Genomic DNA, 12,349 nt, shown 5'->3' with positions numbered 1-12,349 from the left:
GCCGCGCGAGCGGAGGGAGCACGGCGCCGATGACCACGGGGTCGTCGGCGAGGTGGCGCGGCGGGAGTTCTACGGCGCCCAGGGCTTGAGCATGTCCTTCATCGAGTCCGTCAGGGCGATTTGCAGCAGCGGGCCGTAGGTGACGCGGCCGACGCCGAGACGGCGGAAGCGGTCGAGGTCGTGCTTGACGGGATGGGCGGTGGAGTTCACGGGAATGGAGACGGCGCTGGTCACAGCGGTCAGCAGGTCGTCGTCGTCCTGGATGCTGACCGGGTAGACGCTGTCGGCGCCTGCCTGTTCCATGGCCCGCAGGCGCTCGATCGCCTCGTCGAGGACGGCGGCGGGGTTCTCCGCGTGCAGGAAGAGGTCGGTGCGGCCGTTGACCCACACCGGAACCCCCGCCTTGTCGGCCGCCGCGCGGAGGCCAGCGATGTAGTCGGCGTGCTCCCGTGTGTCGCGCACGCGCCCGCCGTCCGAGTGGACGGTGTCCTCCAGGTTGAGGCCGACGCCGCCGGCCTCGATGAGTCCGGCGATGAGGTCCGCGGGCTCCTGTCCGTACCCGGCCTCCAGGTCCACTGAGACGGGGATGTCGACCGCCGCGACGATCGGCCTGACGGCGGCGAGCACCTCCTCGAAGGTCTGCCCCTCGTGGTCCTCGGCCCCTCGGGAGTCGGCGAGCGGATGGCTGCCGATCGTCAGCGCGGGGAAACCGGCGTCGGCCGCCGTCCGCGCGGACCAGGCGTCCCAGACGGTCGGCAGTACGAGTGGCTTGTACTCGGCGTGCAGCTTCTTGAGCCGTTGGGCGCGCTCAACGGTGGTGTGTAGGTCCATGTCGTGGACGCTACCCCTTGATCGGGGTCGGCAACGGGCCGACGGGGCGAGGGGCGTTCGATGGGGGGAGGGGGTGGTCCCAGGGCGCGCTGGACGCGGTAAAGTCGAATCCGATTCGAGATCGGAAGTTGGGGGAGTGAGGCAAAGATGGCGAACGCGGTGGGCGCTGTGCGCGAGGAGAGCCGTGACGTGGTGGTCGTCGGTGCCGGAATGGCCGGGCTCATGGCGGCCACGGCTCTCGACGGCAAGGCCGACGTCGTCGTGCTGGAGGCATCTGAGCGGGCGGGTGGACGCGTCGAGACCGTGCGTAAGGGTGATTACTGGATCAACGTCGGGACGCAGTTCACCGAGGGGACCGGGCCGCTGATCGACGCGCTGCATCACCATGGCATCGAGATGGGGTCGCTGGCCGGCAAGAGTGTGGCGCTGGTGCTCAACGGCGGGCTGGTCGACACGTCCAAGCTGTTCTCGCTCATGTTCCGTACGCGGATGAGTTTCCTGGACCGGGTCGGGATGGCCTTGGTGGGTGCTCGCATCGTCTCGGCCGTGACTTTCATGGAGTCGGACAGTGGGATCGCGAAACGGGTACGTGCCAAGCTCGACCGGCGGCTCGCGTCGGATCTTCTGCGCGGTGTGCGCTCCGAGTTGACCCGTGAGGTCGTCCGGTCGTGGTCGGGGCAGTGGATGGGGTGCGAGCCCGGGGAAACCGCGGCGACGCAGCTTGTGGCGTCGATCGGAGTCGCCTTGGCCGATCCCGCGAAGGTGCCCAACTTCGCGCTGCCGCTGGGGGGTAACCAGACCCTGACCGACATCCTCGCCGCCGACCTCGGTGAACGTCTGCGGCTGGGGGCGGGCGTTCGGTCCGTGGAGGCGGCGGGGGACGGGGTGGTCGTCCATTACGTCGACGCGGACGACGGCGTGGCGCGGGTGCGCGCGAAGCGGGCGATTGTCGCGGTGCCCAGCGATGCCGCGACGCGGATCCTTCCGGGACTTCCGCAGACGTACCGCAATGCGTTCGACGACATTCGCTACGGCCGTTACGTCGTCGTCGGCTTCTTCACCGAGGAGGAGGGGCCCCAGCCCTGGGACGACTTCTTCGGCGTGTCCACGCCCCAGCTCTCGTTCCAGGCGATGTTCAACCACGCCGCCGCCCTTCGTAAGGGTGGCATCCGCAAGCCGGGCGGCGCGCTGGCGTGCTTCGCCGGCGGCGCCGCGGCCGACAGCCTCTTCGAGCTGGCCGACGAGGAGATCACCGCCCGGTTCGCACGTGACCTGATCTCGGTCTACCCCCAGCTCCGGGGCAAGCTCGGCGAGGGCATCGTGCGCCGGCACCACCGCGTGGTCCCCTTCTGGGCTCCGGGCCGCCGGGCATCCCTGCCGACGCTGCGGACTCCCTTCGGCCCGATCCACCTGGCCGGGGATTACCAGCTCGACATGCCATCACTGGCTGACGCGGCGACCTCGGGGGAGAGGGCGGCGAAGGCGGTCCTGGCGAGCCTGAAAGGCTGACCGCGGCCCCGGAGGCCGATCCGTGGGGTGACGAAGGGGGCTGCCCTCAGGTTGCCCGGAACAACCCCGGCTCGGTCTCCGTCACCAGGCCCTTGGCTGTCAGGCGGGCCAAGTGGTGTGTTGCTGTGCGGCGTTCAACCGGGTCCACATGTGGTCCCGACACATGTGGCCGGTACACAAGGCGGTGCTCGGCTATCTCGGGGACGGTCCTCGGCTCGGTGAGGAAGGCCAGCAGTGCTGCCTCCCGCCGTTCGACCACCTCCGCGAACTCGGCGAGCCCGCGCCGGAATTCCGGGGCCCCTTCGATCACGCCCTTCTGGTGGGCGGTGCCGTACCAGCGGGCGTCGATGCCCGCGCACCGGCGCATCGACGCCTCGAAATCCGTCAGATCGCTGCGGGCGTCGCCGTAGAACGGGCCGAACGAGGTGAGGTCGATGTCCGCGACGTACAGGAAGCCGTCCGGTTCGATCAGGAGGCCGCTGTGGCCCGGTGTGTGGCCGGGCAGGTGGACCACCGTGACCGTGCGGCCGCCGAGGTCGAAGACGGTGCCGTCGGTGAAGCCGAGGGCGTCCGGGCGTCCCGTCACGTGGAAGTCGTCGCGCAGCATCCGGTCGGCGGCGCGGGCCTCCTCGGGCGGGTAGCCGAACCCGGCGACCATGAGCTCGCGGGACCGGAGCGGGCCGAGGTCGCCGACGTGGATGTGCACCGGCACGTCGTAGCCGCCGAGCCCCGCGATGTGGTCCTCGTGCGCATGGCTCACCAGGACCACATCGGCGGGCGGCGCGCCGTGGACGAGAGACAGCGAGGGGTCGACGACCAGCGTGGCGTCCGTACCCCGTACGAGGAGCGAGTTGGCGTACGGATACGCGCCGCGCCGGGCGCCGACCAGCACCGTGACCGCGTCGTAGGTCTCCTCGGTGTACTCCCCGCCCATGTGCGGCCACCCCACCCTTCAGCTCACGCACCCTGAAATTCGAATCGCAGTCGAAACCGTGGCAGTGCCCGCCGAGCGCCGGCCGAGCGCGTCGATCTCCGGTGCGAGAGTGCTCCGGCAGCAGGGGAGCCGGTTGAGGAGGGGGTTCACCCGGCTGTCCAGCAGGGGGCGGCCGGATATACCCGCTTCGATCTACGCCCCCGCTCGCTGACCGTCAGCCCGCTGTTCCCTCCTGCCGCCCGACCCCCTTGATCAGATCGGCCGCCTTCTCCGCCGCCATGATGACCGGCGCGTTCGTGTTGCCCCGAGTCACCGACGGGAACACCGAGGCGTCCACCACCCGCAGCCCCGGCACCCCGAGCACCCGTAGCTCAGGGTCGACCACCGAGCCGATCGCGCAGGTAGACGTCGGGTGGTAGAGCGTCTGCCCGGCCCGCTGTGCCCACGCGAGCAGGTCCGCGTCGGAGTCGGCGGCGGGTGCGTCGAAGGGGGCCGTGACGAGGCCGGACACCGCCGGCTGGGCCGCTATCTCCAGCGCGATCCTGATCCCGGCGACGATGACCTCCCGATCCTCCGGCGTGGTCAGGTAGTTGTGCACGATCCGGGGCGCCGCGTCCGGGCGCGGGGAACGCAGGGTCACCGAGCCCCGGCTGGTGGGGGCGAGGACGCACGGGCCGAAGGCGAAGCCGTGCTCGGCGGCCGCGCCCAGGCCCTCCTGGTGGAACAGGACCGGGGCCGCGTGGAACTGGACATCCGGGGCGTCGAGTTCGTCCCTGCTGCGGAAGAAGCCGCCCGCCTCACCGATGTTGGAGGTCAGCGGCCCGCGCCCCTCGCTCTGGAGCAGCACCGCGTTCTCCTCGGTCGCCGCCGCGATCAACGACTCGGTGTCCGTGCGGTAGTTGAGCAGCGCCATGTAGTGGTCCTGAAGACCCGCGCCGACCGGCAGATCCCGTACCACCCCGATCCCGAACGCGGACAGCACCGCGCCCGGCCCGATCCCGGAGAGCATCAGCAGCTTCGGCGACTCGTACGCCCCGCCGACAGGATCACCTCCCGCTCCGCGCGCACCACTTCGACCGTGCCGCCGCGCTCCACCTCCACGCCCGCCGCGCGGCCGCCCTCGGTCACCACCCGGTGGGCGCGAGCCGAGGACAGCACCGTCAGGTTCGGCCGCCCCAGCGCCGGATGCAGATAGGCGACTGCGGCGCTGCACCGCATGCCGCCGCGCTGTGTCAACTGGTAGCGCCCCACGCCCAACTGCCGCTCACCGTTGAAGTCGTCGTTCGTCTTGTACCCGGCCTGCACCGCCGCGTCCACGAAGGCCGTGGCGAGCGGATGTCCGGACCGCCCGTCGCTGACTGTCAACGGCCCGCCCGCACCGTGGAACTCGTCCTCACCGCGCTCGTTGTCCTCCGCGCGCCGGAAGTACGGGAGTACGTCGGCGTACGACCATCCCACAGCCCCGTCGGCGGCCCAGCCGTCGTAGTCGGCACGGGCGCCCCGGATGTAGATCATCGCGTTCATGGAGCTGGAACCGCCGAACACCCGCCCCCGTGGCAGATAGGTCCGCCGGGCGTCGATGCCCGGCTCGCTGTCGAGGTCCCAGTCCAGCTCGGTCTTCATCAACTGCGGGAAGGCGGCCGGGACATGGATCTCGGGCGCGGTGTCGGGACCGCCCGCCTCGATCAGCGCCACCCGCACCTCGGGGTCCTCCGACAGCCGCGCGGCCAGCACGCAGCCCGCCGATCCGGCACCGACGACCACGTAGTCGTACGAACTCATTGCATCTCCTTCTGCGGAAAGGGGAGTTGTGCAGAGGACGAACCGAGGACGCGGGCGAGGAAGCCGAGTTGATCTGCCAGCGCGCGTTCCTGCCAGGGTCCGTCGTAGACGTCGAAATGGTCCAGGGGGTACTCGGCCAGCCGTGCCCGCGGACCCGCCCGGCGGGCGGTGCGGCGGGCGGCGCCGGGCGGGGCGATCCGGTCGTGCAGGCCGACCTGGAACAGCACCGGGCAGGCCAGCCGCCCGGCGTGGACGACCGGCCGGTTGGCGCCGACCTTCAGCGCGGCGCGGGCGCAGACCTCGTTGCGCCAGGTCGGACCGGCCATGACGGCGCTGATCCGCTCGATGTCCGGGGTGGTCATCATCGCCGTAGCGCCTGGCGGCCCGACGACGGGCAGATGGTGCGGCCGCCGCCCGGTGAGGGACCGCGCCGCGTCGCGCAGGCCGTGCCCGACCAGCTCCAGCAGCCGGCCCGCCCCGGCGAGCCGGACGACGTGCGCCAGCGTGGCGAGCCCGTCCGTGGCGGGCGTCAGCGCGACCGCCGCAGCGACGCGGCCGTCCTGGGCGGCGACGGCGACGACATGGCCGCCCGCGTACGACGTGCCCCACAGGGCGATCCGGTCCGGGTCGACACCGGGCAGGTGCCGGCGGCGAGGGCGGCGTGGTAGTCCTGCCGCTGCCGTCGTACCGACACGTCCTGCCGGGGCGTGCCGCCGGCGTCGCCGAAGCCCCGGTAGTCGAACAGGAACACGTCCATCCCGGCGTCGGTGAAGCCCTCCGCGCACCCCGTCAGGCCGCTGTCGCGGGTGCCGCCGAAGCCGTGGGCCATGACCACGCACGGGCGCCCGGCGGGGCCGGTCAGGGCGTCGCTCCTGGCCGGGAGGTGCGTGGCGCCGCAGGTGACGCCGTGGCTGGGGAAGGTGACCTGGCGGCTCACCGGCCGCGCCTCGCCCCGGTGAAGTGCAGGGCCGCGTCCGCCACCGGCCCGTCGCGCAGCCGCTCCACGTCCTTCTCGTACGCCATCTCCACCGTCCACGGGCCGCGCGTCCCGGCCCTGGGGAAGGCCCCGATCCCGCGCTCGACGTAACCGGCGGAGAGGTTCATGAACGGGACGCGCTTCATCGCCGGGTCGTGCAGCACGGGCGTCACGGTGTCGTAGCCGTGGGAGTCCATGTGGTCGAGCAGGCGGCAGAAGTGCTCCCAGACCAGGTCCACCTTGAGGGTCCAGGAGAGGTTGGTGTAGCCGAGGGCGAAGACCAGGTTGGGGACGCCGGACAGCATCATCGCCTTGTAGGCGGTGGTGTCGGACAGGTCGACCGGGAGCCCGTCCACCCGGAGCCGCACCTTGCCGAAGGGCGACATGTTGAGCCCGGTCGCGGTGACGATGATGTCGGCGGTCAGTTCCCGGCCCGACTCCAGCAGGATGCCCGCCTCGGTGAACCGTGCGATCCGGTCGGTGACGACCGAGGCCCGGCCGCTCGACAGCGCCTTGAACAGGTCGCCGTCGGGCACCACGCAGAGCCGCTGGTCCCAGGGTGCGTAGCTGGGGGTGAAGTGCGTGTCGACGTCGAAGTGGCGGGGGAGTTCCCGCCGTACCCGGGCGATGAGCAGCCGGCGGGCCGGCTTCGGGGCCCGCCTGCACAGCTTGTACATGCTCCGGGTCAGCCAGATGTTCTTGCGCCGGACGAGCTTGTGCGCCCGCCGCGGGCCGAGCACCTTGCGCAGCACACCGGCGACCACGTCCTCGGACGGCAGCGAGAAGATGTACCCGGGAGACCGCTGGAGCATCGTCACGTGCCCCGCCCGTCCCGCCATCGCCGGGATCAGCGTGACCGCCGTGGCGCCGCTGCCGATCACCAGCACCTGCTTGCCGGTGTAGTCGAGATCCTCGGGCCAGTGCTGCGGGTGGACCACGCGGCCGCGGAAGTCCTCGACCCCGGCGAACTTCGGGGTGAACCCCGCCCCGTGGTCGTAGTAGCCGGTGCCCAGGAGCAGGAAGCGGGCGGTGAACGTCGCATGCTCCCCGGTGTCCGTCCGTTCGGCGGTGACCGTCCAGCGCCGCTCGGCCGTGGAGAACTCCGCGCCGGTCACCCGGTGCCCGAACCGGATGTGCCGGGCGAGCCGCTTGTCGGCGACGGTCTGCTGGAGGTAGTCCAGGATGAGGTGGCCGTCGGCGATGGCCTTGCGGTGGGTCCACGGTTTGAAGCCGTACCCGAAGGTCGACATGTCCGAGTCCGACCGGATGCCGGGGTACCGGAACAGGTCCCAGGTGCCGCCGATCGACTCCCGCGCCTCCAGGATCGTGAACCTCGTGCCCGGACGCCGGGACGCCAGATGGCCGGCCGCACCGATACCGGAGATCCCGGCGCCGACGATCAGCACATCGACGTCGGCGGCCGGCGGCGAGCTGTGGGTCTTCTCGGTCATGCTGTCTCCTCGCCGCGGTACTGAAACTCGAATTGTATTCGAGTTTACGAGTCGTCCATGGGCTGTCAACCTCAACCGCCACAGACTCCGCTGATATGATCCCGAATCGTGTTCGACAAGGATTCGACGACTTCCACCCGGCCCCCCGTCGTCCAGCGGCGCGGTGTGGAGCGCAGGCGTGCCATTCTCGACGCGGCGGAGGCGCTGCTCGCGGAGCAGGGGTACGAGGCGGCCACGCTCAAGGCCATCGGGGAGCGGGCGGGTATTCCGACCGCGTCGATGTACCACTACTTCCCGGACCGGCATCAGGTCGACGCCGAGCTGCTCCAGCACCACGTCCAGCAGCTCGACGCCATTGTGAACGGTGTGCTGGAAGACCCCGGGCCGTCCACGCTCGAAGGCATCGCGGACGCCCTCGTCGACGCCGTACTCGACTACTTTCGCGGCCACCGGAGCTGCACCGAGCTGTGGTTCGCGGGGCGCAACGAGACGCTGGACGCACTGGTCCGCGGCTTCGACGAGGCCCAGGCGGAGCGGCTCTGGCTCCTCCTGTTCGAGCGGAACCTCATCGCGGCCGACACCCCGCGCCATGTCGCGCAGATCGCCTTCGAGGTCGCCAACCGGTTCTTCGACATCGCGTTCCGGCGCTCCCCGGACGGCGACGACGTGACGATCGACGAGGGGCGCCGCATGCTCACCGCGTACTTCCGGACCTACGCCCCCGCAGAGGCGTAGCCCGGCTGTCAGCGCAGCGGGTCGCCCCACGCGACCCGCTCGAACACCACCTTCCGCGCCGTCATGCGGCACCTCCGAGGGGTCCGCGGGTGTCGACGTCAAAACAGTGAGCCACTGCTTGCTCCGTTCTGTTGCGGCGAACAGATCCGATCTCGAATCGTGTTTCAGTTTTATTGGCCGGGTCACCTGCCGTCAAGAGGCCGGAGGCATCGAGCCTTGTCGAGCAATGCTCAACAAGCTAGGGTCGGCGCCCATGACCGTCCCGTCCGCACCGGCCCGTGTCCGGCTGAAGCCGGAAGAGCGCCGGGCGCAGCTCATCGGGATCGGGCTGCGTCTGCTCACCACCCGCCCCATCCACGAGATGTCCATCGACGAGGTGGCCGCCGAGGCGGGCATCTCCCGCGGGCTGCTCTTCCACTACTTCCCGACCAAGCGGGACTACTACGTGGCCGTCGTGCGGGCCGCCGGGGACCGGCTGCTGCTGCACGCCAGGGCCCCGGAAGAAGGCACGGCGGGGGAGCGGGTGCGCGGGATCGTCGACGGCTTCGTGTCCTTCGTGCGGCGGCGCAGGGACAACTACGTGGCCGTGGTGCGGGCCGCCGCCGGCGGTGACGAGCGTGTGCTGGAGGTCTTCGAGGACAACCGCCGCGTCCTGACCGACCGGGTGCTGGACGCGGCGGGGGTCCACGCCCCGGCGCCGCTGCACCGGCTCGCCGTCCGGGGCTGGCTGGCCATGGCGGAGGAGATGGCCATCGGCGCCGGCGATGAGGTCGTCACTACTGCCGACCTGGTCGACCTGCTCGTGAGCGCGCTGGAGCAGGTGACGGAGCGGTTCACTCCGCGAAGCACCTGAGAATCGACAGAAGGGGAGCGGGAGTTCCGCCATGCCACTGATCTGCCTCGTCCGTCACGGCCAAGCCTCCGCGGAGGCGGACGACTACGACGTCCTCTCCGAGCCCGGCCGCGTCCAGGCGGCCGCCGTCGGCCGGGAACTCGCCCGCCGGGGTCTTCGGGACCCGTACGTCGTCTCGGGCACCCTGACCCGTCAGCGCGACACGGCTCAACTCCTCGCGAACGCTGCCGGATTCGAGCGCCCGCTCCATCAGGACGCGCGCTGGAACGAGTACGACCACCTCGACCTGATCGCCCGCTACGCTCCCGAGCCCGGCCGGACCTCCTCGATGCAGGACCTGCTCGACCACGCCCTGCTGGCCTGGATGCGGGACCCCGCCGCGACCGACGCCGACGGAGAGACCTGGGCCGCGTTCGCCGGGCGGGCCACGGCCGGACTGGCCGAGCTGTCCGCCACGCTCGGCCGGGGGCGGGACGCGGTCGTCGTCACCTCGGGCGGCGTCCTCGCCGCACTGTGCGGAACGCTGCTCTCGCTGCCCCATGAGGGAGTCGTGGCGCTGAACCGGGTGGCCGTCAACGCCTCCGTCACCACCCTCGCGGTGGGGGCGTCCGGCACCACCCTGCTGACCTTCAACGAGCACGCCCATTTCACCGGTGACAGGCGGCAGTTGCTCACCTATCGCTGAGGCGCGGAGCACATCCCCTTCGGGCAGCCGCGGAAGCAAAGTCGCCGAGCGGGGACCGGGTAGCCGTGCGGCAAGTACGGGTCGCGGAGGGCGCGGCATGGTCAGGGGGTGCCCTCTGGCCTAGAACGGTCCCCGGCAGGGAACATGTCGACATAGCGTCATGGTCATCCCGCACGGTCCGTTTCTTTCCGGGCCCGGTCCCCGCCAGGAGATCACGAAGTGTCCTACGACAGCTGCGAGTTACCCTCCGATCGCCGCGAACCCAGTTGGTCGGCGGGACATGGTGCGACGGAGCCGCCGGGCCCTCGCTCCGGTCCCCACCGCACCCTGCGCATGCTGCGCCGCGCCTACCGCTGGCAGCGGCGCGTGGCGTCCCTGACCGCGCTCGGCTACTTCGCCGTCTTCCTCACGCTGACCGTCAAAGCCCCCTGGCTGATGACCCGTCCGGGGCCGGGCGGACTGCCCACCGGTCTCGTCCTGGCCCTCGTGCAGATCCCCGTCACCTGGCTGGCCGTCCTGCTCTACGAGGCCACCGCCTACCGGCTCGTCGACCCGCTGGCCCGTCGCGCCCGCCAGTCCTACCCGGCGCCCGTGCACCGGAAAGGAGGCCGGTGACGGAGTTCAGCGGTCCCGCGCAGTCCTGGTCCCTGGCCGCCTTCTGCTCCGTCGTCGCGCTGACCCTGCTGCTCTGCGTCCTCACCGGTCCGGACGCGGACGACCTGGCCGAGTTCTACACCGGCTACAAATCCCTCTCGCCCCTGCGCAACGGGCTCGCCATCGCCGGGGACTACATCTCAGCCGCCACCGTGCTCACCATCGGCGGCATCGTCGCGCTGTGCGGGTACGACGGGGTGGTCCTCGCGCTCAGCGCCGTACTGTCCCTGCTCCTGCTGATGTTCCTGCTGGCCGAGCCGCTCCACAACACCGGCCGTTACACCATGGGCGACGTGCTCGGGCACCGCCATCCCGCCCGGTCCGTCCGTATCGCGGCCTGCGCGGTCACCCTGCTCGCCCTCGTCCCGATGATGATCGTCCAGCTCGCGGGGGTGGGTGAACTCCTCGCCTACGTCATGGGGTTCACCGAGCCCGCCGCGAAGAACGGCTGTGTGGTCGGGGCCGGAATACTCATGATCAGTTACGCGGCGCTGGGCGGCATGCGGGGTACGGCGCTCGTGCAGATCTTCAAGACGGTGATGCTGCTCGCCTCCGGGCTCGTCGTCAGCGGGCTGATCCTGCACACCTTCGGCTGGAGCACCGAGGCGCTGTTCCGGACCGCCGCGCGCGAGAGCGGGGCCGGGCCCGCGTACCTGCGCTGGGGGCTGCAGTACTCCAGCAGCCCGCATCCCGCGCTCGACCTGGCGAGCACCCAGTGCGCGATCGTGCTGGGCGCCGGGTGTCTGCCGCACGTCACCATGCGCATGTACACCGCCGGGACACCGCGCCAGGTGCGGCGGGCCATGTCCTGGGCGGTCTCCTCGGTCACCCTGTTCATCCTGATGCTCGTCCTGATCTGCACCGGGGCCACCGCCCTCCTCGGGCACGCGCGCATCACCGGCGCCGATCCGCACGGCACGACGGCCTATCTGCTGGGCGCCCGGGCCGCGTTCGGCAGCGGTCTCTCGCGCTCGGAGAGCCTGCTCTTCGCCACCGTCACCACCGCCGTGTTCCTGACCCTGCTCGCGTCCGTGGCGAGCATGACGCTGGCCTGCGCGAACGCGCTCGCCCATGACCTGACGGCCTCCCGCCGCGCCCCGCTGGCCCCGGTGCGGGAACTCGCCCTCGCCCGCTCGTGCGCCCTGCTGGTCGGCATCCCTGTCATCCTGGTGGCCGCCCTCGCCCAGCACCGCAGCCTCCAGCCGCTGGCGACCCTCTCCTTCACCCTCGGCGCCTCGGCGATCGCGCCCGCACTCCTCTACACCCTCTTCTGGCGCCGCTACACCCGCGCGGGCCTGCTCGCCACCCTCATCGTCGGCTCCCTCACCGTCCTCGCCCTCACCCCGGGCACCACCCTCGTCTCCGGCACACCGCTCTCCGCCTTCCCCGAGGCCGACTTCGACTGGTTCCCCTACAACACCCCGGCCCTCGCCTCCATCCCGGCGGGCTTCCTGGCCGGCTGGCTCACCTCCGTCCTCGCCGGCAGGTCCACCGCCGACCGGGAACGCGCCCGCTACGAATCCACCGAGCACCGCCTCCTGACGGGGCCACGGGACCGTCCGGCGGGAGGCAGGGATGGCTCTTGACGCGTTCCGGCAACGGGCGGAGCCCACGAAGTGCCGGTCGCCCGCGCGGCCGAGCGCCGGGGGTTCTGACGAGGCCACGGAGGACGAGCACGGGCCCTGAGCGACAGGACATCTCCTAGGTGTATTGATCACGGGCGTTGTTAACAGGGCTGGGTCTTGATCATGGCGAAGACCTCCGGTGTGGTGGAGCTGTCTAGGACTGCACCGCACGGAGGTCTTCGTGTCCCACCGTAATGCCCGGCTGACCGTTCACGGCAGACGGATCCTGGTCGAACGCGTCCTGTCCGGCCGTCCCGTCGCGCATGTGGCGGCCGAGATGGGCATATCGCGGCCCACCGCGCACAAGTGGATCC

14 protein-coding genes are annotated in these 12,349 nt (G+C 71.1%); 7 read left to right on the top strand and 7 right to left on the bottom strand.

From position 1 onward, the window contains the following. Nucleotides 1-69: 69 nt before the first annotated feature. Nucleotides 70-831 carry an isocitrate lyase/PEP mutase family protein gene (locus E5082_RS08845; RefSeq protein WP_135790736.1) on the bottom strand — a complete coding sequence of 254 codons (762 nt, stop codon included), beginning with the start codon at nt 829-831 and terminating at the stop codon, nt 70-72. Between the two features lie 147 nt (nt 832-978). Here E5082_RS08845 and E5082_RS08840 point away from each other — a divergent pair, with 147 nt between their 5' ends. Beyond that, nucleotides 979-2,340: a flavin monoamine oxidase family protein gene (locus tag E5082_RS08840; RefSeq protein ID WP_135790735.1), complete on the top strand. Its 1,362-nt coding sequence runs from the start codon at nt 979-981 to the stop codon at nt 2,338-2,340. A gap of 46 nt (nt 2,341-2,386) precedes the next feature. Here the strand turns inward: E5082_RS08840 and E5082_RS08835 are convergent, their stop codons facing one another. From E5082_RS08835 to E5082_RS08820, 6 genes are all read right to left on the bottom strand, one after another. After that, entirely contained in the window at nt 2,387-3,274 is an 888-nt protein-coding gene (locus E5082_RS08835) for an MBL fold metallo-hydrolase (RefSeq protein ID WP_135790734.1), read from the bottom strand. Nucleotides 3,275-3,488: 214 nt separating this feature from the next. After that, the gene (locus E5082_RS33545) at nt 3,489-4,283 is read right to left on the bottom strand and encodes a GMC family oxidoreductase (protein ID WP_341869147.1); all 795 of its coding nucleotides are present in this window, start codon (nt 4,281-4,283) and stop codon (nt 3,489-3,491) included. Next, the gene (locus tag E5082_RS33540; RefSeq protein WP_341869146.1) at nt 4,283-5,056 is read right to left on the bottom strand and encodes a GMC family oxidoreductase; all 774 of its coding nucleotides are present in this window, start codon (nt 5,054-5,056) and stop codon (nt 4,283-4,285) included. Before E5082_RS33540 ends, E5082_RS33545 begins: the two co-directional genes overlap by 1 nt. Then, entirely contained in the window at nt 5,053-5,421 is a 369-nt protein-coding gene (locus E5082_RS32640; RefSeq protein ID WP_208766227.1) for a hypothetical protein, read from the bottom strand. The genes E5082_RS33540 and E5082_RS32640 overlap by 4 nt, the downstream gene beginning before the upstream one ends. 164 nt (nt 5,422-5,585) lie before the next feature. Further along, entirely contained in the window at nt 5,586-5,993 is a 408-nt protein-coding gene (locus E5082_RS32635) for an alpha/beta hydrolase (RefSeq protein WP_208766226.1), read from the bottom strand. After that, nucleotides 5,990-7,483 carry a flavin-containing monooxygenase gene (locus E5082_RS08820; RefSeq protein ID WP_135790733.1) on the bottom strand — a complete coding sequence of 498 codons (1,494 nt, stop codon included), beginning with the start codon at nt 7,481-7,483 and terminating at the stop codon, nt 5,990-5,992. The genes E5082_RS32635 and E5082_RS08820 overlap by 4 nt, the downstream gene beginning before the upstream one ends. 108 nt (nt 7,484-7,591) lie before the next feature. Here E5082_RS08820 and E5082_RS08815 point away from each other — a divergent pair, with 108 nt between their 5' ends. The 6 genes from E5082_RS08815 to E5082_RS08790 all read left to right on the top strand — a co-directional run. Continuing rightward, the gene (locus E5082_RS08815) at nt 7,592-8,218 is read left to right on the top strand and encodes a TetR/AcrR family transcriptional regulator (protein ID WP_229918772.1); all 627 of its coding nucleotides are present in this window, start codon (nt 7,592-7,594) and stop codon (nt 8,216-8,218) included. Nucleotides 8,219-8,471: 253 nt separating this feature from the next. Continuing rightward, nucleotides 8,472-9,071 (top strand): TetR/AcrR family transcriptional regulator, encoded by a 600-nt coding sequence (locus E5082_RS08810; RefSeq protein ID WP_135790732.1) that lies wholly within the window; start codon nt 8,472-8,474, stop codon nt 9,069-9,071. 31 nt (nt 9,072-9,102) lie between these two features. After that, complete coding sequence (locus tag E5082_RS08805; RefSeq protein ID WP_135790731.1) at nt 9,103-9,756, top strand: histidine phosphatase family protein; 654 nt, start codon at nt 9,103-9,105, stop codon at nt 9,754-9,756. 333 nt (nt 9,757-10,089) lie between these two features. After that, nucleotides 10,090-10,371: a DUF485 domain-containing protein gene (locus E5082_RS08800; protein WP_078873218.1), complete on the top strand. Its 282-nt coding sequence runs from the start codon at nt 10,090-10,092 to the stop codon at nt 10,369-10,371. Next, on the top strand, nt 10,368-11,996 hold the full coding sequence (locus E5082_RS08795; protein ID WP_135790730.1) for a sodium/solute symporter: 1,629 nt from the start codon (nt 10,368-10,370) through the stop codon (nt 11,994-11,996). The genes E5082_RS08800 and E5082_RS08795 overlap by 4 nt, the downstream gene beginning before the upstream one ends. 220 nt (nt 11,997-12,216) lie before the next feature. After that, nucleotides 12,217-12,349 (top strand): helix-turn-helix domain-containing protein (locus E5082_RS08790; protein ID WP_244321587.1); only part of this gene is annotated, 133 nt, incomplete at its 3' end.

The sequence above is a fragment of the Streptomyces griseoluteus genome (assembly GCF_004784465.1).
Lineage (GTDB): Bacteria > Actinomycetota > Actinomycetes > Streptomycetales > Streptomycetaceae > Streptomyces > Streptomyces griseoluteus.
This window is presented reverse-complemented; position numbering and strand designations above follow the sequence as displayed.

Excerpts from the sequence above, each read along its gene's own strand:
- E5082_RS08835 (WP_135790734.1), bottom strand. The coding sequence starts at position 3,274 with ATGGGCGGGGAGTACACCGAGGAGACCTACGACGCGGTCACGGTGCTG.
- E5082_RS33545 (WP_341869147.1), bottom strand. The coding sequence starts at position 4,283 with ATGCTCTCCGGGATCGGGCCGGGCGCGGTGCTGTCCGCGTTCGGGATC.
- E5082_RS08840 (WP_135790735.1), top strand. The coding sequence starts at position 979 with ATGGCGAACGCGGTGGGCGCTGTGCGCGAGGAGAGCCGTGACGTGGTG.
- E5082_RS08820 (WP_135790733.1), bottom strand. The coding sequence starts at position 7,483 with ATGACCGAGAAGACCCACAGCTCGCCGCCGGCCGCCGACGTCGATGTG.
- E5082_RS08845 (WP_135790736.1), bottom strand. The coding sequence starts at position 831 with ATGGACCTACACACCACCGTTGAGCGCGCCCAACGGCTCAAGAAGCTG.
- E5082_RS08805 (WP_135790731.1), top strand. The coding sequence starts at position 9,103 with ATGCCACTGATCTGCCTCGTCCGTCACGGCCAAGCCTCCGCGGAGGCG.
- E5082_RS32640 (WP_208766227.1), bottom strand. The coding sequence starts at position 5,421 with ATGATGACCACCCCGGACATCGAGCGGATCAGCGCCGTCATGGCCGGT.
- E5082_RS08810 (WP_135790732.1), top strand. The coding sequence starts at position 8,472 with ATGACCGTCCCGTCCGCACCGGCCCGTGTCCGGCTGAAGCCGGAAGAG.
- E5082_RS08800 (WP_078873218.1), top strand. The coding sequence starts at position 10,090 with ATGCTGCGCCGCGCCTACCGCTGGCAGCGGCGCGTGGCGTCCCTGACC.
- E5082_RS33540 (WP_341869146.1), bottom strand. The coding sequence starts at position 5,056 with ATGAGTTCGTACGACTACGTGGTCGTCGGTGCCGGATCGGCGGGCTGC.